Raw genomic sequence first — 20,662 nt, forward strand, 5'->3', positions numbered from 1 at the left:
CTTCCGATGACAACGCACGACGAACAACCCGACACCAATCGTCCACGTGGTTCAACATTGCTGAGGATGGGGACCTGGCTGCGTCGCGGAGTGACGTCGTCCGACACACGCCAGCTGTTCCTGGAAGGCGGGCGCGAGGCCGACACCTTCTACCGGAAGCGTTGGGCCCACGACAAGGTGGTTCGCTCCACCCACGGAGTGAACTGCACCGGGTCGTGTTCGTGGAAGATCTACGTCAAGGACGGCATCATCACCTGGGAGTCCCAGCAGACCGACTACCCGTCCACCGGCCCCGACATGCCCGACTATGAACCACGTGGTTGTCCTCGTGGAGCAGCATTCAGCTGGTACGAGTACTCTCCCACCCGCATCCGTCATCCCTACGTGCGTTCGGTCCTGCTCGACTTCTGGCGCGAGAAACTGGCTGAACTCGGCGATCCGGTTGACGCCTGGGCCGCCATCGTCGACGACCCTGAGTGTTCCCGAGCCTACAAGAGTGCCCGCGGCCATGGCGGTATGGTACGTGTGACATGGGAGGAAGCCACGCAAATCATCGCGGCGGCCTATGTGCACACCATCAAGGCCCACGGGCCCGACCGCATCGCCGGGTTCTCCGTCATCCCAGCCATGTCCATGGTGTCCTACGGTGCCGGCTCCCGGTTCACCGAACTGCTCGGTGGCACCATGCTGAGCTTCTACGACTGGTATGCCGACCTGCCCCCAGCCAGTCCCCAGGTGTTCGGGGACCAGACCGACGTGCCGGAGTCCAGCGACTGGTTCAACTCCCAGTACCTCATCATGTGGGGGTCCAACGTACCGGTGACCCGCACACCCGACGCCCACTTCATGACCGAGGCGCGCTATCACGGCCAGAAGGTCGTCGTCGTGAGCCCCGACTACGCCGACAACACGAAATTCGCCGACGAGTGGCTGCGCGTCGCCTCGGGCACCGACGGGGCACTGGCCATGGCCATGGGCCACGTCATCCTCTCGGAGTTCCACGTCGGTCGTCGGGAACCCATGTTCCTGGACTACATGCGCCGCTACACCGACGCAGCCTTCCTCGTCGAACTTGACGAGTACGACTCCACGACCTTCGTCCCCGGAAAGTTCCTCACCGCTGACAAGGTACAGCTCGACACCCGTCCGGAGCATCCGGAGTTCCGCCCGCTCGTCATGGAAGCCGATGGATCGCCCAAGGATCCCGGGGGTACCCTGGCCGATCGGTTCTCCACGTCCGGAGTCGGGCACTGGAACCTCGACATGGACGGTGTCGACCCGGTGACGACCATGATGGACACCAACTCCTGGCAGCCGGTGAAGATCTCCCTACCTCGCTTCGACCTGCCCTCCACCGCGGACCAGACGAGTCTGGGGGGCGGGACTGTGCACCGTGGTGTACCAGCCCGGAGGATCAACGGCCATCTCGTCACCACCGTCTACGACCTGTTGCTGGCCCAGTACGCCGTCCATCGTGAGGGGCTGCCCGGTCAGTGGCCCACCGGCTACGACGACCCGACCGTCCCTGGCACCCCGGCCTGGCAAGCCGAGCTCACCGGGGTCCCGGCAGCTGCCGCCGAACGGATCGGACGCGAGTTCGCCATCAACTCACTGCAGACCGGCGGACGATCCATGATCCTCATGGGTGCCGGTGTCAACCACTTCTACCATGCCGACGAGATCTACCGAACTCTCCTGGCGCTGACCAACATGTGCGCCACCCAAGGAGTCAACGGCGGCGGCTGGGCACACTACGTGGGTCAGGAGAAGGTGCGCCCGTTCACGGGATGGGCCAACTACGCCTTCGCCCTGGACTGGGCACGACCAGCCCGTCAGATGATCGCCACAGCTTGGTATTACCTCACCACCGACCAGTGGCGCTACGACGGGGCTCGAGCTGAGAGCATCGCCTCACCGCTGGGTGCCGGATCCCTTGCCGGACGTACCACAGCCGACTGCATGATTGACTCGGCCCGGCGAGGGTGGACACCAAGCTATCCCACCTTCACCCGCAACCCACTCGACCTGGCCGACGAGGCTGCCGCAGCCGGCATGAAACCAGCCGAGTACATCAGTGAGAGACTGGCGGACGGCACCTTGAGTTTCGCCTGTGAGGATCCCGACGCACCACAGAACCATCCACGTCTGTTGGCGAACTGGCGTACCAATCTGCTTGGTTCCAGCGCCAAGGGCACCGAGTTCTTCATGAAACACATGCTCGGTTGCGAGAACGACGTCGGTGCCACCGAACTGCCCGAGGACAGACGTCCCACCAGCATCCGCTGGCACGACGATGCCCCTGCCGGAAAACTCGATCTCATGTGGACAGCAGACTTCCGCAACACGTCCACCACATTGCACTCCGACGTCGTCCTACCGGCAGCCACCTGGTACGAGAAACACGACCTCTCGAGCACGGACATGCACCCCTACATCCACTCCTTCAATCCGGCAGTGGACCCACCGTGGGAGGCACGCACCGACTTCGAGACCTTCCGGACGCTCGCCCACCTCGTCTCACAGATGGCACGTACCCATCTGGGGACCCGTACCGACGTCGTCGCAGCCCCGCTCATGCACGACACACCCGACGAGATGACCACCCCAGCCGGCACCGTGAAATGTGACGAAGGCGACGACAAGCAGTGGACACCCGGTGTGACGATGCCCAAACTCATCACCGTCGAGCGTGACTACACCCAGGTAGGGGCCAAGTTCGACACCTTTGGGCCGCTCACCGACAAGTTGGGCATGACGACAAAGGGCGTGACTTTCCACCCCGACAAGGAGGTTGCCAAACTGGCACGACGCCACGGCGTGGCCGACACCGGCCCCGGCGCCGGACGTCCACTCCTCGACACCGCCATCAAGGCCTGCGACACGATCCTGGCCACATCAGGTACCACAAACGGTCGTCTGGCCACCACTGGGTTCGAGCAGCTGGAGGCGCGTACCGGAACCACGATGGCCGACCTGTCAGCCGGATCCCAGGACCGTAGGATAACCTTCTCCGACACCGTCACCCAACCACAACCAGTCATCACGTCACCGGAGTGGTCAGGCTCCGAACATGGTGGACGCCGTTACTCGGCCTTCGTCATCAACATGGAACGACACAAGCCTTGGCACACCCTCACCGGGCGGATGCACTACTACCTGGACCACGACTGGATGCGTGACATAGGTGAGAACCTACCAATCTACCGACCTCCACTCGACGTTGCCCACATCTACGACGAACCACCGGTCGGACACCTGGGCACCGACTCCGACGGTGCCGCCGTGGTGTCGGTGCGTTACATGACCCCGCACAACAAATGGGGCATCCACTCCCAGTACTACGACAACCTGCACATGCTCACCCTGGCCCGTGGTGGCCAGACGATCTGGATGTCGCCGAAGGACGCCGAGAAGATCGGGGTGACCGACAACGACTGGGTGGAAGCCTACAATCGCAACGGCACGGTGGATGCCCGGGCCATCGTCAGCCACCGAATCCCCGAGGGAACGGTGTTCATGTACCACGGTCAGGAACGCACCGTGAACACCCCACTCAGTGAACGGTCCGGCAAGCGTGGCGGCACCCACAACTCACTCACCAGAATCATGCTCAAACCCAGCCACTTCATCGGCGGGTACGCCCAGCTCAGCTACGCCTTCAACTACTACGGCCCCACCGGGAACCAACGTGACGAGGTGACGCTCATTCGGCGTCGCGACCAGGAGGTGACGTTCTGATGAAGGTCATGGCACAGATCGCGATGGTCATGAACCTTGACAAGTGCATCGGCTGCCACACCTGCTCGGTGACCTGCAAGCAGGCCTGGACCAATCGCGAGGGCACCGAGTACATGTGGTTCAACAACGTCGAGACCCGCCCGGGAGTCGGATATCCACGCGGCTGGGAGAACCAAGATCGGTGGAAGGGGGGATGGCGACGCACTCGTACCGGCAGGTTGGTACCACGTCAGGGTGGACGCATGGCAACCTTGGGCAAGATCTTTGCCAATCCCAATCTTCCCGGTGTCAACGACTACTACGAACCCTGGACCTACGAGTACGACAAGTTGTTGTCGACACCGTCGTCACCACACGTTCCCACCGCCCGGGCCACATCTGCCCTGACCGGTGAGTACCGGAACACCATCGACTGGGGCCCGAACTGGGACGACGACCTTGGCGGATCCATGGAGATTCTCGACCAGGACCCGGTGCTGCACCAGATGAACCTCACGGTGCGCAAATCCATCGAAGACTCGTTCATGTTCTACCTACCACGCATCTGCGAGCACTGCCTCAACCCGACCTGCGTGTCGTCGTGCCCATCGGGAGCGATCTACAAGCGCGCCGAGGATGGAATCGTCCTCGTCGACCAGGACCGTTGCCGCGGCTGGCGCATGTGCGTGTCCGGCTGCCCGTACAAGAAGGTGTTCTTCAACCATCACACCGGCAAGGCCGAGAAATGCACACTGTGCTACCCACGTCTGGAGGCCGGACAGCCAACAGTGTGCTCGGAAACCTGCGTTGGACGACTGCGCTACCTGGGAGTGCTCCTCTACGACGCCGATCAAGTCACCCGGGTTGCATCCCAACCTGACCCACATACCCTGTATGCCGCCCAGAGAGAAATCCTCCTCAACCCCAACGACCCCGAGGTCATCACACAGGCCAGGGCCGACGGCGTCCCACACTCCTGGATCAAAGCAGCTCAAATGTCACCGGTGTGGCAGCTCATCAGCCGCTATCAGATTGCCCTGCCACTGCACCCGGAGTACCGCACCCTACCGATGGTCTGGTACGTGCCGCCGCTGTCGCCGGTCATCGACACCGTCACCGCCTCGGGAAACGACGGTGAGAACCACAAGGTGCTGCTGGCGGCAATCAGCCAGATGCGCATCCCCTTGGAATACCTCGCCGGGCTGTTCACCGCCGGGGACACCGCCCCGGTTGAGCTCTCGCTGCGTCGTCTTGCCACTATGCGCTCCTACATGCGCGACATCTTCCTGGGCGACGAAGGTGACGAGGCGATCCCCGCAACGGTCGGAATGACCGGCGCCGACATGCAGGACATGTACCGACTGCTGTCCATCGCCAAGTACGACGACCGCTATGTCATCCCCACGACCAGCACCAACCTGCCGAACGGGATCAGGGAGTTGGACGACTGCCCTGTGAGCCAGGTGCCCCGCTGCTCGACAGATCTGTGCACCGATGACACGGTCAGCATGTCGTCCCCGGCTTCTGCCCCACCTGGGACTCGTACCCTTCCTCTGGAGGTGATCTGAGATGGGCGTCTTCCTGGGGGCTGCACGCATGCCGACGAGGACGCACGTGGACTCCTCCCCCGTCCAACGTCGCATCGTGCAGATGGCGGTGAGTCTATTGCTGGACTACCCCGATGAACGACTGACCGACATCATCGCTGCCGTGCGTCACGAACGTGATCTCATGCCTGCTCAAATCAGCGAGGAGATCATGATCTTCTGCCGTACCGCCGAGGACTGGGGACTGCGCGCCCTCCAGGAGCACTACGTGGAGACTTTCGATCAGCGGCGACGCTGCGCTCTGTACCTCAGTTACTATTCCGCCGGTGACACCCGGGAAAGAGGAGCTGCGATCCTGGGGTTCCGCGAGGTGATGCGACGCAACGGATTTGAGATGACCAGTCCACATGAGCTTCCCGACTACCTTCCAGTAGTCTTGGAGTTCGCAGCTCGCGCTGATGACGGTGAAGAACTTCTCCGCGCCAACCGAGAGGGTCTGGAGGTCATCCGATCAGCACTGAGGTCGGCAATCAGCCCATATGCACATCTCCTGCAGGCATTGTGTCTCCTCCTGTCACCGTTGGACGAGCAGACCCTCGCCCGCTACCAGCGTCTCATCAGCCAAGGCCCACCCTTCGAGCTGGTGGGTCGTACTGCCTTGGACTCCACGACTGGGAGTAGACCATGAACACGGGATCCATGCTCACATGGCTGGTACTGCCCTACCTGTCCATCGTTCTGCTCATTGTGGGGATGATATGGCGATACCGTACTGACCAGTTCGGCTGGACGAGCCGGTCCAGCCAGTGGAACGAACCAGCCATCCTGCGCTGGTCGTCACCACTGTTCCATTTCGGCGTCCTCTTCGTCTTTCTGGGCCATGTGTTGGGGCTCGTGATACCGGCATCCTGGACCGCAGCCATCGGGATCACCGAAGATGGGTACCACGTCACGGCAACCGTTCTGGGCAGTCTGGCCGGAACGTGCGCCTTCGTGGGGCTTCTCGGCCTGTTGTACCGCAGGCTCGTCGTGGGATCCGTGAGAATGGCGACGACGCGAATGGACATCGTCACCTATGTGCTGCTCACCGTGGCAATGGTGATGGGATGCTGGGCTACGCTGCACCAGCAGGTGTTAGGTGGGGGATACGATTACCGACAGACGATCAGCCCTTGGTTCCGCTCCATCGCCTTGTTGCACCCTCAACCAGATTTGATGGCATCGGTACCGTTGGACTACAAAATGCATGTTCTGGCGGCGATGGTCCTGATCAGCGTGTGGCCATTCACCCGGCTCGTGCATGCTGTATCCGCACCGCTGGGCTACGTGACGAGACCATATGTCGTGTATCGCTCTCGAGGCGAGTAATTGGGGTCCGCCGGCCCCTGTGGAGTGGTGAGGCCGTGAACGTACAAGGACTCGACGACATCTTGTCTGCCATCGCGTCATTGACCCCGGCGCAACAAGCCGTTCTCAGTGCGGTGTCCAACCACTGCGGCCCGGTGGCGATCACCGATCTGGCCCGTGAGTGTGGACTGCACGTCAACACGATACGCGAACCACTCAACGTCTTGGTGTCGCTGAGGCTGGTGGAGCGGGAGCGCATGCCGGTGACCGGGCGAGGTCGCCCTTCTTGGGGATATGTGAATCGGACGTTGTCGGGGCCGGGCTCACCGGTGGACCTGCTGCGTCACCTTGCAAGATCGACGATCACGTGGATCCACAATTCCTGCGACGATCCCATCACCGCCGGGCTGGACCTGGGACGTCATCTGGAGGATGACGCCTTGGCCGCGGCCAAGGTGCCGGACCACGCCACCCTCGCAGCCTCCCCGCAGTTCAGCCTGGCAGCCCACATGACGAAGATCCGGATATTTCTCACCGCCTTCGGTTTTTCCGCAGAACCGCATCCGAGTCTCCCCACTGCCCTGGTACTACGCGCCTGCCCGTTCGTCGATCCTGGATACTCTGACCCGGTGGCGCTGGCGGTTCAGCGCGGGATGTTGCTGCGAGTGATGGAATGCACGGCGGGCAACCTGGCCACAGCCACGATACGTCAGGATGCGGACACCATGAACTGTGAACTCATCCTCAACGCCAATCATGTCGAGTAACGGCAACGGCCCTCAGCCCGGCACCTGCCCAGTGAATCTCATCAGCCCGGCGAGCTGAGCCGTGAAGGGGGTGCGAGGATCGTTCAGCAGCTGCTGAACCGTGCCATCCTCAACGACCCTACCACGCTCGAGCACCACCAGCCGGTCAGCCACCGAGGTTGTGTCCGCAACGTCGTGCGTGATGAGCAGCGTCGTCGTGCTGGTCTGCTCCAATCGGGAGCGCAGCTGCCTGCGGACCAGCATCTGCGTGTCGATGTCGAGGGCAGCGGTGGGTTCGTCGAGCACGAGGACGGCCGGGTCGACGGCCAAGGCACGGGCCAGGCCGACAAGCGCCGTCTGCCCGCCGGACAACTGACCGCCACGTCGTGCGGCAAGGTGGGCACACCCGAGCGCCTCCAATTGTCGAAGAGCGATGGCCCGTGACCTCATCCGGCCCTGTCCGTGACTACGTGGCCCATAGGCAACGTTGTCGAGCACGGACATGTGTCCGAAGACCCGCGCGTCCTGGGTGAGCAGGGCCACCCCACGACGTCCCGGTCGCAGCACACGGCCATTACCCGCGTCGACGATGCGCTCACCGATGCGCACCTGCCCGCCGTCGAGGGCGAGCAGCCCGGTGACGACCCCTGCGAGCGTGGATTTGCCTGCCCCATTGGGCCCCATGACGGCAACGACCTGACCGGGGTCAATGTCGAGCCTCACGTACCAGTCGCGGGCCAACATCTGGCCGTCGACATGAACTGAGGCCAGACCGGTGGAGGTCGATCCCGTGGTGGTGGAGTTGGAAGGATCGGACGACATCTGGAAGGAGTGGTCGTGGGCACGAACCGGGGGCCGTTCCTGGGCTGATGATCGCTGGATACGCTGACCGACCGCCCCACCCACTGCTGTACTGGAGACGGGCCCACGCGGCGGCGTGGAACGTCCACCAGGTGCCCGCTGGGTGAGTCCGACAACGACTGCACCGACGAGGACGAGGACGAGTCCCAGAGCCATGGCAGTGTCCGAATCGGTTTCCCGAGCCAAGTACACCTCCAGAGGCATCGTTCGGGTGACCCCTTGCAGGGATCCGGCGAAGGTGATCGTGGCGCCGAACTCACCCAAGCAGCGCGCTGCGGCCAGAGCCGCACCTCGGCCAAGGGCTGGGGCCACGGTGGGCAGCGTGATCGTCGTGAGGATCCGCCAGGATCCAGCTCCCAGCGCTGCTGCTGTCTGTTCCAGACCCCACGAGCGGGTTCGTACAGACGACTCGAGCGTGGTGACGAGGAATGGCAGTGAGACGAACACTTGTGCCATGACGACGGCTGCCGTGGAGAACGCGATGGTGATCCCCACTGCATGCAGGGAAGAACCGATCATGCCCCGTCTGCCGAAGGTGGCCAGTAGCGCCAAGCCTGCAACCACCGGCGGCAGGGAAAGTGGCAGCAGCACCAACACTCGCACCGCTGCCACACCGGGCCAGTCACGGGCAAGAAGCAGCGCGATCGGCACCCCCAGGATCAGATCGATGACGGTGGCTGCCACACAGGTGCGCATGCTCAGCCACAGGGCGTCCCGAGCCTCCGAGGAAGCCACGATCTGCGGGATGCGTGTCCACGGCACCCGGTTGCCCATTCCCACCAGGGGGAGAGCGAGGGCACAGATGCCCACCACTGCGATGACAGTGGTCCACACCGGCAGTGGGGTGGGGTCGAAAGAGCGCCATCCTGAGATCTTCCGCCCGGACCTGCCCACAGTCGGCCTCTCCTCAGCCAGCGTCGCCTCGACATGCTTGGCGTCCCCCGTCCCCTCACCCGACACGATCACCGCGCCGGGGAGAATCCGTCGTCTGTCAACACCTTCTGGGCCTCGTCAGACATGACATGGTCGATGAACTCGCTGGCCAAAGCCTCATGGGGAGCATTCGCTGCCACTGCGATCGGGTAGTGGTTGACGACCTCTCCCGCACGGTTGATCGGTACGATCTCCACCTTGTTGCCAGCTGCCTTGGCGTCCGTGCGGTAAACGATACCTGTGTCAGCCTGCCCGGACTCAACCTTGCCGCGCACATCAGTGACCTTCTGCTCCTCACTTACCGGAGCGAGGGTGACACCGAGTTTTCTGGCGAGGATCGACGTCGCGCTGCCACACGGCACCTCGGCTGCACAGACGACGAGATCGGCACCGACCAGGGAGGAGTCCAGCCCGGTCACCTTCGCCGGATTACCGGCTGGGGTGATGAGGGTGAGGACGTTGGTGGCGAACTCACGCGAGGGACCCACCAGTTCCTGATCGGATGCCTTGGTCATGCTCCTGGTGTCAGCGGTGGCCAGCACGTCGACCGGGGCCCCTTGAGCCAGCTGGGCGACAAGGTCCTGGGACCCTTCGAAGGAGAACTGCACGTCGACTCCCGGATGAGTCCTCTCGAACTGCTCACCAATCTTCTCATAGGATTTCGTGAGGGATGCGGCAGCGAAAACCGTCAATCTCGTCCTGTCCGCAGAAGGGTCGGACGAGGGGGAACCACCGCCGCACGCTGTCGTCGACACCGTCATGGCAGCTGCTGCGACACTGGCCAGGAAGGCGCGTACTCGAATCATGATGATCACCTGGTTCGTGGAAGTTGGAGGGACACATTGGTTGCCTTCACCTGAGCAACAGCAATCGAACCGACCTGCAGATCAAGCTCTCGTACGGCTTCGGTGGAGACGAGCGAGACGATGCGCAGATCACCGGTGACAAGTTCCACCTGACTCATCACGGCGTCGGAAGTGACGGCAGCGACGACACCTTGGATGTGATTGCGCATCGACTGCGCACGGGAGCCGTCGACCAGGCCGTGACGCTCCTGCTGCTGGTAGGCGAGGAAGGCCGCAAGGCTGGCGCCATTCACTCGTAATCGACCGCTCTCGTCCTTGGCAGCATGCACCTGCCCCTGATCGATCCAACGTCGCACCGTGTCGTCCGAGACACCCAGCAATGTCGCAACATCCGAGATTCGGTGCGAAGGCGCATGACAATTGGGTGGGTTCATGTCAGGGAACTCCATGTTCTTCACCACTCAATCCGTTTCTACGGTGGAAAACGGCTCTTTCTGTCTTACTTGAGAAGTAATTCTAGTGAAGCCATCCCACAATGTCAGCCGTCCTTGCGCACGACAGGACTGAACACACTTCGTCTGGGTACGCCTGCCGTATATCCTCATGTTCACAGCGATGCCGGATCGACACCAGACGCAGACCGGGAGGACGGTGAGCCGTGAGCCGAGTGACTGCCCCACCCACCACTCCCACCTCACGGCGCCTGTCTGACCGTTACGGACGAGTTGCCACCGACCTGCGTGTCTCGGTGACGGACCGGTGCAACCTACGTTGCACCTACTGCATGCCCGCCGAGGGCATGCACTGGTTGCCGGGAGCCAACATGCTCACCGACGATGAACTCATCCGTCTCATCCGCATCGGGGTGGAACGACTCGGCATCACCAAGGTGCGCTTCACCGGCGGAGAGCCTCTGCTGCGCCCCAGCCTGGAGCACCTCGTCCGTGCGACGGCAGCAATGCGCTGCGCAGATGACGCCCCACCGGTGACGGCGATGACGACAAATGGCATTGGCCTGCACCGACGCATCGCAGGGCTCGTTGACGCGGGGCTCAACCGGGTCAACATCTCCCTGGACACCGTTGATCCCCAACGGTTCGCTGTTGTATCACGGCGCAATCGACTGGGTGAGGTCATCGCCGGGATTGACGCCACCCTGACCGCAGGACTGCCAGTGAGGATCAACGCCGTCCCCCAGGCCGACTCGTACCGCACCGACGTCCCGCAGCTGCTGGAGTTCTGCCTGAACCGCGGCTTGGAGCTGAGATTCATCGAGTTCATGCCCATCGGTGCCCCGGGCTGGCGACGCGAGGTCACCGTGAGTGCCGACGACATCCTCGACACGGTACGAGCAGGGGGATTCACCCTGACCGCCGACGAGCTGCCCCGCGGCTCATCTCCCGCGCAGCGATGGCGAGTGACCGCCCCAGATGGACGCTCCGGCTGGCTGGGTGCCATTGCCTCGGTGACCAGACCATTCTGCGGTGACTGTTCCCGCACCAGGCTCACCGCGGACGGTCAGATTCGCAGCTGCCTGTTCGCGACCCATGAGGCGGACCTGCGTTCGGTGTTGCGTTCCGGTGGCGACGATGACGAGGTCATCAAGGTGTGGCAAGGTGAGATGTGGCGCAAGAATGCTCATCACGGTGTCGATGCTGGCGATTTCGCCGATTCCTCACGTCGAATGTCTGCCATAGGAGGGTGATGGTGCTGGTGCATTACTACGGTGGCACCGCCGAGGCTGCGGGAACCACCGAAGAGATGATCGAGTTGCCTGTTGACCTCACCGTTGACCAGGTGCTGGAGCACCTCGGCAAGCTCCATTCCGATTTGGGGCGGGTACTGGGAGTGTGCACCTTATTCGTCAATGGATTTGCAGCCCGAGGTGACCAAACGGTGCCAGATGGCGCCCAGGTCGACGTGCTTCCGCCATTTGCAGGAGGGTGAATGTACGCCGAAATTTCCGAGCAGCCGCTCGACGCCGCCCGCATCGTCAGCCTTCGCGGTGACGACCGCAGCGGTGCCGTGGTGACCTTCACCGGCATTGTGCGTAACCATGATGCTGGCCACGCCGTCGTCGCCATCGACTACAGCGCCCACCCACAGGCCGACCTGATCCTCCGAAAACTGGTCACACAGTACGGTGCTCGAGAGGGGGTGCACGGTGTCGCCGCCGTGCACCGGACCGGCCATGTGGCCGTCGGTGAGATCGCGATGATCGTGTCGGTGTCTGCGGAACACCGCCGGCAGGCCTTCGACGCAGCCTGCGATCTCGTCGACTCCGTCAAAGCGACACTTCCGGTGTGGAAGTGCCAGTGGCTCGCCGACGGCTCCCACGAGTGGACCGGGTTGTCCAGGAAAGCCTTATGATCGACACATCGAGTCTCGTCCTGCCCGTGACTCCACCCGAGCGAGTGAGCATCGAGGAGCATCTGCAACTGGTCTCCGCCCTCCCCGCCACACCGGGGACGGTCACGTTGCCCCTGTCCATGTGCTTGGGACTGGTCACAGCCGAGGACATCGTTGCCCGGCTCGAGGTGCCGCCGTTCACCAACTCTGCGATGGATGGATTCGCGGTATGCTTCGATGACGTCTCCGCAGCTACCCCAAACACACCTGTCACTCTCCCGGTGACTGCCGACGTGCCAGCCGGTTCTCCAGCCGACTATCCGTTGAAGGTCGGCACTGCCCAGCGCATCATGACTGGTGCTCACATGCCGGAGGGAGCTGACACCGTTGTCAAGGTGGAAGACACCGATCATGCCGCCGGCGTGTTTGATGCCCCTGCAACGGTGACAATCATGCGCTCCCCCGCAGCTGGCGCTAACGTGCGTCACCGCGGCGAGGCGCTGACCGTTGGGGATCTGGTGCTGGCAGCCGGGACGAGCCTCACTCCCGAGGCGCTCACAGCTGCCGCCGCAGTTGGATACGGTGATCTGAGGGTGCATCCGGCACCACGGATCGGCGTGTTGACGACGGGCTCAGAGCTCAGCGAGGCCGGTGAGCCTCTGGATCGTGGGAAGATCCCGGACTCCAATGGCGTCCTGCTCGCAGGCTTGGTGCACTCATACGGTGGAATCATCACCGAGCAGGCGAAGGTGCCCGACGACCCGACCCGGTTGCGTGAACTCATCACCTCTTGGCAGGTAGATCTCGTTGTCACGGCGGGAGGCATCTCCATGGGAGCTTACGAGGTCGTGCGCCAAGGGCTGCCAGAACTTACTTTCCACCCCGTCGCCCAGCAACCCGGCGGCCCACAGGGGATAGGTCTCATTGGCTCGACGCCCGTAATGGCTTTGCCCGGAAACCCGGTCGGAGCATACGTGAGCTTCCATGTCTACGTCGTGCCACTGATGGCCCGGCTACGTGGCCTCCCTCCAGATGGTACTCACGAGATGCCCGCCGAAACGTCTGTCATCCTTGATCCAGTGCTGAATCGCCCCATCAAGCGGGCTCCCGCTGCTGCATCGTGGCGCTCTCCGGTTTCCAAGACACAGTTCATGCCCGTGCGCTGGGTCGCCGGAGGAGTCGCTCCGGTACACTCGTTGGGTTCACAGTCACACGTGGTGACGGCTCTGCCGGCCACCGACGGACTGGCCATCGTCGGCCCCGGCGTTGATCACGTCGACATTGGCGACGAATTGAGCATCCTGTTGACCAGGAGGGATCGCACATGAGCGCGTCTCCTTTCACCCACCTACGAGGTGACGGGTCGGCCCACATGATCGATGTGACCGACAAGACCCCCACCGTGCGTGAGGCGACAGCAGAGTGCTGCGTAGCGTGCTCCGAGCCGATCATGTCCGCACTGCACAACGAATCAGTCCCCAAGGGAGACGTGCTGGCCGTGGCCCGCATCGCAGGCATCCAGGCCATCAAACACACACCTGACCTCATCCCCCTGGCGCACCGTATCGGCGTGCATGGAGCCGAGGTGGACCTGTGGCTCGAAAACGACCGAGTACGTATCCGCGCCACAGCGCGCACCGCTGATCGCACCGGGGTCGAGATGGAGGCACTCACCGCGGTGACGGTAGCCGCTCTCACAGTGGCCGACATGGTCAAGGGTGTCGATCGTGGCTTCGCCATCGAACACGCAGTGATTACTCATAAGGCTGGTGGCCGCAGCGGCGAATGGACCCGAGAGGACGCTAAGTGAATCCCGGCGGCATCACCCCCGACAACGGGCCGGGCGCCGGCTTCATCCACGAGGCGTCCGACGATGATCTCGATACCTTCGCGGCCACGTTCACCACCTTGGAGTCGTCGCATCGCACGGCCCCGGCCCCGAACGACTCAGCACACTAGTGGGGATGATCAACGAATGGCCAGGGGCGGCATCCGCTCGCATCCAGGTGGGCCCGTTCTGTTACGCCTTGCCGAACGACGAAGCGGTGTGAGGCCCATCAGCGTATGCATGACGGATGGAGTCCACCACTCGGCCTGGTCAGGGTGGGCAGCCGCCACTCCTCAGCCCGGCGTACAAACTCGGTCTTGCCGAGCTTACGGGCCTGGTCGAGGGCGTTGGCCCCGGTGCTCGTGGTGCGTCCCAATTGCAGATCGTCTCGGGCGAGCCAGAGGCCATAAGACCACAGAAAGGCACTCTTCTGGAATTCGCGTAATGGCTAACTCCATCGAGGGGTTCTCCTGTCGTGGCCGGATAGCTGTCCGCTACCTGCGCTGGCCTTCAGCAGCCGTTCCGCGACCGCAGGGCTGGCCGCGAGATCCGTGTACTACGCCGCGAAGAAGATTGACATCGCCCCGACCGAGCCACGGCTTGCACTTGGCACATCAATATCTTGATCCAACAGCTCACTGACGATTTCATTGCGTCAGTCTTCAGCCGAGATGTCCACCGGCCGCCTCTAGAGGGGTCTTGCCGTTGTCGTCGACGGCATTGGGGGCGGAGCAGTGCTTCATCGTGTACGCGGTTTCACTGCCCATGGCTAGCGAGGGAGATCAGAACGTCGTCATCCATAGTTGTAGCTCCCATGTCGTATTGGCGGCTTACTCCACACCGTCATACTTGGGATCGTCACATCGGTCACGAAACTGTTGGACAGGATCCGGGCCGTGGCAGGGCGACGGACCGCAGGCACCGGCCCCCGAGAGACGACTCTGCGAACATGTGCTCCACACCGCGCTAACTAACACGGTCAACAAGTGGGGTGATACCTGGGCGTTGTCCATAACTTGGAAGAGCGCGTCAGGCGATCAGATCCTATGAAGAGCCACCGTGGTGGCGCCGATAAAACGCCTCGGTCTCCTTTCACTCGTCAGAGCAACAAAACAAAACTATTCGTGCATCTTGCACGCGTGTGTTGTGCACGCCTACAGCGAAGGCATGGACACTCCAGGTACACAGATCGCGGAAGCGCTAGCGCTGAGAGTGTCCGATTCTTTGTGTGCGGGGGGTTGGTTTACAAGTAGTCCGCGAATCGGTCGGGGTAAGCCACGGCTAGTTGGTTGATGGCTTGTTTCCACCCGGTGGCTTTCGCTCCTTCAATATAGCCGTTGCACTCAACGTCGCGCTTTGCTTTCTTCGCTCGCTGCGCAGCGCGCTTGTCTTCGATGTTGCAGATCATCAGCCAAAGCGTCTTCAGCGCCGCGGTATCGTTCGGGAACTGGCCCCTGTTGCGGGTAGCTTTACGCAGTTCAGCGTTGAGCGACTCGATTGAATTGGTGGTGTAGAGCACCCGGCGTGCCGCCGGCGGAAACTGTAGAAACGGCACGAACCGCTCCCAAGCGTCGCGCCAGACTTTGACCGACTGGGGGTATTTCCGGCCCAGTTCACTGGCTTCGAACGCATCCAAGGCGGCACGGGCGGTGTCCTCGTTTGCGGCCGTGTAGACCTCACGCAGCGCCCGGCAGACGGGTTTGCGGTCCTGGTAGGACACCCACCGGTTCGCAGCCCGAATCAGGTGCACAATGCAGGTCTGCACCATGGAATTCGGCCAGGTGGCCCCCACGGCTTCCGGCAAGCCTTTGAGCCCGTCGCAGCACACGATGAACACGTCCTGGACACCGCGGTTGGCCAGATCCGCGCACACCGATGCCCAGAATGCAGCGCCTTCGTTGTCGGCGATCCACAATCCCAAGATGTGCTTGATGCCGTCCATGTCGACACCAACCGCCATGTAGCAGGCTTTGTTGACCACGCGGTGGCCGTCACGGATCTTGACGCGTAGCGCGTCGAGGAAGATCACCGGGTAAAACTCGTCGAGCTGGCGGTTTTGCCAAATCATGACCTCGTCTAACACCGCATCGGTAATGGTGCTGATCGTATCCGGGCTCATATCCACCCCGAGCGTGGTCGCGAGGTGATGCTGGATATCGCGCACTGTCATCCCGCCGGCGTATAGCGAGACGATCATGTCGTCGAGTTCTGTGAGCCGGCGTGCGCCCTTGGGCACCATCCGGGGCGTAAACGTGCCGGCACGATCCCTGGGCACGGTCACTTCCACCGCGCCGTAGCCAGAATTGACGGTCTTGGTGTACGACCCATTGCGGTAATTGTTCGCCTGTGCGGTTTCCACTTGGGCTTTGGTCTTGCGGTCAGAATGGCTATAGCCCAAATGCGCATCCATCTGTGCCTGCAGACCAGCGTTGATCGATGCCTGCAGCAGGCCTTTGACCAGCTCGCTGGCATCATCAGCGGAGGTCGACAGCTCGCTGATCAAGCTGGCGAGCTCAGGATTTTCCATCAGCTTCTCGCTGATCTCGTTGACCCTCGACCGCTCAGTGGTTTCGCGACATGCATCAACACTTGAATCAGCAGGGCTCGTCGTACGCGCCGCCGATCCGCGTGACCCGCGCTGGACACAGCTCACACTCACGCAAACAGGCCGCGACGCCGTACACGAGATGCGCCATCGCCTCGTCGTGCTGCTCGATGAGTTCCTTTCAGGCTGGCCAGCGACTACCCGCGCCGAGTTCGCAAGGATGCTGAGCGCACTCACTCAAACCGGACCATTCGCTAACTAACGAAAGTACTTCCCAACCACACGCTGCGCCGCAGCGTGGGCTTCGTGCGCCCATTTTCCGTGCGATTCCGTCTGAAAGGAGCTACATGTCCACCCAAGACCGCCTCACTCCCGCCACCCGTCACGTCGTTGTCGCGCTCGTATTCGGTGCCATCCTGCCGCTACTCGACACGAGCATCAGTAACGTCGCCATTCACGGACTCGGCGACTCATTCGGCACATCCGTAGCCGTCAGTCAGTGGGTGATCAGCGGTTACGGCCTCGCCTCAACCCTTGCGATCCCGCTCAGCGGCTGGGCAACCCGGCGCTTCGGAGCCCGCCGCGTATGGCTTACTGCGCTGAGCGTGTTCACACTGGCGTCAGCTCTGTGCGCGAGCGCCTGGAGCATCGGAGCACTTATTGCCTTTCGAGTCATTCAGGGATTCGCCACCGGATTCTCAATACCAATCATGCAAACGCTCGTTGGTGACCAGTGCGGGCAAGGCGCAGGCAACCCGAGCGATGACTGCGATCGGGTTACCCGCAGTGATTGCGCCGCGGTGGCGCCCCTTCTCGGCGGAATGCTCATTGACACGCTTGGCTGGCGCGCGATTTCCTCATGAATCTACCGATCGGCATCGCCGCTATTGCGCTCGCTCTCCATTATCTTGGCCCCTCACCCGCAAACACCGCCGCCCGGCTGAGCATCGTCGACTACTTACTGCTCGCACCTGCGCTCGTCATCACAGTGTTCGGCCTCAACAGCGTCGGTACTGCCCCGCACTGGTTTAGTCTCGGGGTCTTCTGCATTGGTGTGCTCTTGCTCGGGGGGTATCTGATCCAGGCAGTGCGAACCACCGAACCACTCATTGATGTGCGCCTTTTCCGCCGCGGCACCTTCACGTCGGCGTGGACAACACTCGCACTCGCGAGCATTGTGTTTTATGGCGGGCTTTTCCTTATCCCTCTGCATTATCAGCAGAACGCTGGCACGTCAGCATTGACCGCAGGCTTGTTGCTGGCAGTGCAGAGCCTCGGCGCGTTCGGGAGCCGTTCGTTCGCACCCACGCTCACAACTCGGTGGGGTACGCGCACCTGCGCATATCTGTATATCGGAAGCACCGTGCTCGGCACACTGCCATTTGCGTTCTCAAGCGGCAGCGCGCCACTCTTGCTCGTCTCACAAGTGGCTGGCCTATTGTTGCGGGGCGGCGGGCTCGGAGCGCTCACCGTGCTCTGTATGTCCGCGACCTACCACCAGCTCGACGCCGACGAGATCGTCCACGCGAGTACTGCTGGACGACTCGCCACCCAGTTCGGTAGTGCGGCTGGCGTCGCGGCTTGTGCGTTACTCGTCGCGGTAACTGACGGAATCCACCCGGTCACCTTCGCCGCGCTCACGGCCGTCACCGCTCTCATGACGGTCACGGCCGTGAGACTGCCGGACGGTGAAGTCGTACGAAACTAGCTCAGGCCCATAACCTACTTAGCCTCAACGACCTTGACGTGGTCTCCTTCGAACCTCTCCAGCAAGCATTAGAGCGTTTGAAGGCACGACGCTCACCGCCGCCCATGATGGATTATTCACACACTGTTCCGACCACTTCCTCATCTTTGGGGGCAGATGGAGACATCTACAAACCAGCGATCCACGTGGGATGAGGCCCGCGTCGTTACAGAGAGGACGCAGAGCGATGCCTACACAGATCGATCTGGAAGAGGAAGCGTGTCACGCAGACTACATCCCCTGACGGGACAGCAGAAACTCCGGGGATCCTGGATCAGCCACCCATACGTTCGTGCAATCGGCGTGCACTGAATCTGTCGGTAACCAGATGCGTGGCGTACCCAGTCCGGAGTGCTGTGTGAAGCGCCTCGGTCTTTCGGCGCCCTCCCGCCACCAGGACGCGAGTTGGTATGAGGCGCAGCTCATCCAGCTGAATGCCGACCGTTCTCGCATCGATCTCCGGACTACAGGGCTGACCATCAGCATTGATGAAGCGTGAGCAGATGTCCCCTATCGCCTGCATGCGCAACCGGTTGAGCTCGTCATCAGTGAAATAGCCCATGTGCAGCAACAGCGCGTCACGGTCCATCGCTCCCACGGTGAAGACCGCAACATCAGCTTGCTTGCCCAGGTTCAGAATCTGGGCAATGTGGCGTTCCGTCTCGACCAGTTGCTTCACCTGTAAAGAGTCGAAGATCACCGGCAAAGGCAAATAGCGACCATAAGCGTTGAATGCTTCGCATACAGCGGCGATGGTCTCGACATCGTTGGTGGGGATGTCCGACTGTGACATCCCTCCCTTGAGCTGGATGACCTCGACACCTCGGCGGTCCTGATGCTCAAGCTGGCGAGCCACTTCAAACATGGTGCCTCCCCAGGACAGTCCGAGGGTCATCCCATCGGCGACGACATCCTCCAGCATGCGGGCGCCGCCCCGTCCCAGAGCCTTGAGCACCTCTGCCTCATCATCGACCGGAGGGACCACCACGTGAACCTCCGTGAGCCCATAGTGGGTCCTCAGTGCGTCGGCGAGCACTGAACTGTCCTCTCGAGGATCATTAATGGAAATAGTGACGAAGCCACGGTCCTTTGCGTGCTGGATGAGCTTCGAGACGGTGGGCCGGGAGATTCCCATCTGGATGCCGATGTCGCTTTGCGATAGGCCGCTCTCGTAGTAGAGGCGGACCACGTCGAGGGCTTGGGCGTCTCGCTCGTCCATGCTAAAGATCCTTGCGGTCACGATGCCGAGTGCGGCCAGCGGATTGCTGGCCGCACCAGCGAGACTAGCGCCCACAAACTCGTACTTCATTACCGCTTGTCCATACTGACCCCCGTCCGTGCGGTGAAATCCTCGGCAGTGGCGTAGGAGAACTGGGTTCCTCTCCGGGTGACGGAGTCGGCAGCGTACGCGTTGGCCATTTCAAGAGCATCGGCGATGGGCCACCTTGAGACAAGAGCATGGCTGAAGCAGCCGATGAAGGCGTCTCCTGCGCCGGTTGTGTCTACCGCATCGACGCTGACGGGTGGAATCAACTGGGTCCCCTTCTCGCTGACCCACAACACACCGCGTTCCCCGAGAGTGACAATCACGTTGTGCATACCCTTCGCGACGAGCTCGGTCACGGCCTCGGTGATCTCCTCGAGGGTGTCAACCGGCTTCCCAGTCAGCAGCGCCAGCTCCGTCTCGTTTGGAACGAAGTAGTCGACTGAAGCGATCCGCGAGTAGTCGAGGTTGGCAGTCGCCGGAGCGGGGTTCAGCAGGACGGGGATCCCAAGTCCGTGCCCCACCTCAATCGCGTGATACACAGTGTCGAGCGGGATCTCCAACTGCAAAACGATCAGACGGCAGGACTTGATGTCGTCGATAGCCGCGTCGATGTCCTGGGGTGTGAGAAGAGCATTGGCCCCCCTGACGATGAGAATGGAGTTGTGTGACTCCTGGTCGACGAAGATCGGGGCCACCCCGGAGGAAGCCTCGGTCCGCATCACGTGGCGAGTGTCGATGCCGTTGGAAGCAAAGTTGCGAACCGTGTTCTCAGCAAACACATCGTTTCCGACCCTCGTCAGCATCATCACCTGAGACCCCAACCGGGCGGCGGCGACAGCTTGGTTGGCTCCTTTCCCTCCACAGCCCATCTGGAAGTCGGGCGCCTCGAGGGTTTCCCCCAGCACGGGCATCCGGTTGATGTAGGTGATCAGGTCAACCATGTTGGATCCGATGACAGCGATGTCCATG

Annotated in this window: 18 protein-coding genes and 1 pseudogene; 13 read left to right on the forward strand and 6 right to left on the reverse strand. The window is 62.1% G+C overall.

Features of this window, described 5'->3' with window-relative positions:
- Window positions 1-6: 6 nt before the first annotated feature.
- The 5 genes from ACSJJT_RS03965 (at window position 7) to ACSJJT_RS03985 (ending at window position 7,378) form a co-directional block, all read left to right on the forward strand.
- Complete coding sequence (locus ACSJJT_RS03965; protein ID WP_435917099.1) at window positions 7-3,738, forward strand: nitrate reductase subunit alpha; 3,732 nt, start codon at window positions 7-9, stop codon at window positions 3,736-3,738.
- Entirely contained in the window at window positions 3,738-5,285 is a 1,548-nt protein-coding gene (gene narH, locus ACSJJT_RS03970; RefSeq protein ID WP_435917100.1) for a nitrate reductase subunit beta, read from the forward strand. Before ACSJJT_RS03965 ends, narH begins: the two co-directional genes overlap by 1 nt.
- 82 nt (window positions 5,286-5,367) lie before the next feature.
- Window positions 5,368-5,952: a nitrate reductase molybdenum cofactor assembly chaperone gene (gene narJ / locus ACSJJT_RS03975; RefSeq protein ID WP_435917368.1), complete on the forward strand. Its 585-nt coding sequence runs from the start codon at window positions 5,368-5,370 to the stop codon at window positions 5,950-5,952.
- Window positions 5,949-6,632: a respiratory nitrate reductase subunit gamma gene (gene narI, locus ACSJJT_RS03980; protein ID WP_435917101.1), complete on the forward strand. Its 684-nt coding sequence runs from the start codon at window positions 5,949-5,951 to the stop codon at window positions 6,630-6,632. Before narJ ends, narI begins: the two co-directional genes overlap by 4 nt.
- Window positions 6,633-6,712: 80 nt before the next feature.
- On the forward strand, window positions 6,713-7,378 hold the full coding sequence (locus tag ACSJJT_RS03985) for a helix-turn-helix domain-containing protein (RefSeq protein WP_501040128.1): 666 nt from the start codon (window positions 6,713-6,715) through the stop codon (window positions 7,376-7,378).
- A gap of 12 nt (window positions 7,379-7,390) precedes the next feature.
- On the opposite strand, the gene ACSJJT_RS03990 is transcribed toward ACSJJT_RS03985, so the two are convergent.
- The 3 genes from ACSJJT_RS03990 to ACSJJT_RS04000 all read right to left on the reverse strand — a co-directional run bounded on the left by ACSJJT_RS03990 (window position 7,391) and on the right by ACSJJT_RS04000 (window position 10,391).
- Window positions 7,391-9,058: an ATP-binding cassette domain-containing protein gene (locus tag ACSJJT_RS03990; protein WP_435917370.1), complete on the reverse strand. Its 1,668-nt coding sequence runs from the start codon at window positions 9,056-9,058 to the stop codon at window positions 7,391-7,393.
- Between the two features lie 122 nt (window positions 9,059-9,180).
- Complete coding sequence (gene modA / locus ACSJJT_RS03995) at window positions 9,181-9,966, reverse strand: molybdate ABC transporter substrate-binding protein (protein ID WP_435917102.1); 786 nt, start codon at window positions 9,964-9,966, stop codon at window positions 9,181-9,183.
- Window positions 9,963-10,391, reverse strand: a complete 429-nt coding sequence (locus ACSJJT_RS04000; protein ID WP_323459898.1) for a TOBE domain-containing protein — start codon at window positions 10,389-10,391, stop codon at window positions 9,963-9,965. Before ACSJJT_RS04000 ends, modA begins: the two co-directional genes overlap by 4 nt.
- A 144-nt stretch (window positions 10,392-10,535) precedes the next feature.
- Between ACSJJT_RS04000 and moaA the strand changes: the two are divergent.
- The 6 genes and pseudogenes from moaA to ACSJJT_RS04030 all read left to right on the forward strand — a co-directional run bounded on the left by moaA (window position 10,536) and on the right by ACSJJT_RS04030 (window position 14,265).
- Window positions 10,536-11,662: pseudogene (gene moaA / locus ACSJJT_RS04005) on the forward strand (GTP 3',8-cyclase MoaA).
- 2 nt (window positions 11,663-11,664) lie between these two features.
- On the forward strand, window positions 11,665-11,904 hold the full coding sequence (locus ACSJJT_RS04010) for a MoaD/ThiS family protein (RefSeq protein ID WP_435917371.1): 240 nt from the start codon (window positions 11,665-11,667) through the stop codon (window positions 11,902-11,904).
- Window positions 11,905-12,327, forward strand: coding sequence for a molybdenum cofactor biosynthesis protein MoaE (locus ACSJJT_RS04015; protein ID WP_435917103.1), 423 nt, complete (start codon window positions 11,905-11,907; stop codon window positions 12,325-12,327).
- The gene (locus tag ACSJJT_RS04020; protein ID WP_435917104.1) at window positions 12,324-13,634 is read left to right on the forward strand and encodes a molybdopterin molybdotransferase MoeA; all 1,311 of its coding nucleotides are present in this window, start codon (window positions 12,324-12,326) and stop codon (window positions 13,632-13,634) included. The genes ACSJJT_RS04015 and ACSJJT_RS04020 overlap by 4 nt, the downstream gene beginning before the upstream one ends.
- Before the next feature lie 44 nt (window positions 13,635-13,678).
- Complete coding sequence (gene moaC / locus ACSJJT_RS04025; protein WP_435917372.1) at window positions 13,679-14,116, forward strand: cyclic pyranopterin monophosphate synthase MoaC; 438 nt, start codon at window positions 13,679-13,681, stop codon at window positions 14,114-14,116.
- Window positions 14,113-14,265 (forward strand): hypothetical protein, encoded by a 153-nt coding sequence (locus ACSJJT_RS04030; protein ID WP_435917105.1) that lies wholly within the window; start codon window positions 14,113-14,115, stop codon window positions 14,263-14,265. Before moaC ends, ACSJJT_RS04030 begins: the two co-directional genes overlap by 4 nt.
- A 1,112-nt stretch (window positions 14,266-15,377) precedes the next feature.
- On the opposite strand, the gene ACSJJT_RS04035 is transcribed toward ACSJJT_RS04030, so the two are convergent.
- On the reverse strand, window positions 15,378-16,661 hold the full coding sequence (locus tag ACSJJT_RS04035; RefSeq protein WP_435917106.1) for an IS256 family transposase: 1,284 nt from the start codon (window positions 16,659-16,661) through the stop codon (window positions 15,378-15,380).
- 365 nt (window positions 16,662-17,026) lie between these two features.
- Between ACSJJT_RS04035 and ACSJJT_RS04040 the strand changes: the two genes are divergently transcribed.
- Both ACSJJT_RS04040 and ACSJJT_RS04045 read left to right on the forward strand, forming a co-directional pair.
- Entirely contained in the window at window positions 17,027-17,542 is a 516-nt protein-coding gene (locus ACSJJT_RS04040) for an MFS transporter (RefSeq protein WP_435917107.1), read from the forward strand.
- A complete protein-coding gene (locus ACSJJT_RS04045; protein WP_435917108.1) occupies window positions 17,539-18,387 on the forward strand; it encodes an MFS transporter in 849 nt (282 codons plus the stop codon). Before ACSJJT_RS04040 ends, ACSJJT_RS04045 begins: the two co-directional genes overlap by 4 nt.
- 313 nt (window positions 18,388-18,700) lie before the next feature.
- Here ACSJJT_RS04045 and ACSJJT_RS04050 read toward each other — a convergent pair whose 3' ends face one another.
- A complete protein-coding gene (locus tag ACSJJT_RS04050; RefSeq protein WP_435917109.1) occupies window positions 18,701-19,735 on the reverse strand; it encodes a sugar-binding transcriptional regulator in 1,035 nt (344 codons plus the stop codon).
- A complete protein-coding gene (rbsK, locus tag ACSJJT_RS04055) occupies window positions 19,735-20,661 on the reverse strand; it encodes a ribokinase (protein WP_435917110.1) in 927 nt (308 codons plus the stop codon). The genes ACSJJT_RS04050 and rbsK overlap by 1 nt, the downstream gene beginning before the upstream one ends.
- Window position 20,662: the final 1 nt, after the last annotated feature.

The organism is Cutibacterium nasicola, assembly GCF_051303185.1.
In the GTDB taxonomy this organism is placed as follows: Bacteria; Actinomycetota; Actinomycetes; order Propionibacteriales; family Propionibacteriaceae; genus Cutibacterium.

Coding starts and splice junctions, on each gene's coding strand:
- moaC (WP_435917372.1), top strand. CDS start 13,679: ATGATCGATGTGACCGACAAGACCCCCACCGTGCGTGAGGCGACAGCA.
- narJ (WP_435917368.1), top strand. CDS start 5,368: ATGGCGGTGAGTCTATTGCTGGACTACCCCGATGAACGACTGACCGAC.
- ACSJJT_RS04015 (WP_435917103.1), top strand. CDS start 11,905: ATGTACGCCGAAATTTCCGAGCAGCCGCTCGACGCCGCCCGCATCGTC.
- ACSJJT_RS04020 (WP_435917104.1), top strand. CDS start 12,324: ATGATCGACACATCGAGTCTCGTCCTGCCCGTGACTCCACCCGAGCGA.
- ACSJJT_RS03965 (WP_435917099.1), top strand. CDS start 7: ATGACAACGCACGACGAACAACCCGACACCAATCGTCCACGTGGTTCA.
- ACSJJT_RS04045 (WP_435917108.1), top strand. CDS start 17,539: ATGAATCTACCGATCGGCATCGCCGCTATTGCGCTCGCTCTCCATTAT.
- ACSJJT_RS04050 (WP_435917109.1), bottom strand. CDS start 19,735: ATGAAGTACGAGTTTGTGGGCGCTAGTCTCGCTGGTGCGGCCAGCAAT.
- rbsK (WP_435917110.1), bottom strand. CDS start 20,661: ATGGACATCGCTGTCATCGGATCCAACATGGTTGACCTGATCACCTAC.
- narH (WP_435917100.1), top strand. CDS start 3,738: ATGAAGGTCATGGCACAGATCGCGATGGTCATGAACCTTGACAAGTGC.
- narI (WP_435917101.1), top strand. CDS start 5,949: ATGAACACGGGATCCATGCTCACATGGCTGGTACTGCCCTACCTGTCC.
- ACSJJT_RS04000 (WP_323459898.1), bottom strand. CDS start 10,391: ATGAACCCACCCAATTGTCATGCGCCTTCGCACCGAATCTCGGATGTT.
- ACSJJT_RS04035 (WP_435917106.1), bottom strand. CDS start 16,661: ATGGAAAATCCTGAGCTCGCCAGCTTGATCAGCGAGCTGTCGACCTCC.
- ACSJJT_RS04040 (WP_435917107.1), top strand. CDS start 17,027: ATGTCCACCCAAGACCGCCTCACTCCCGCCACCCGTCACGTCGTTGTC.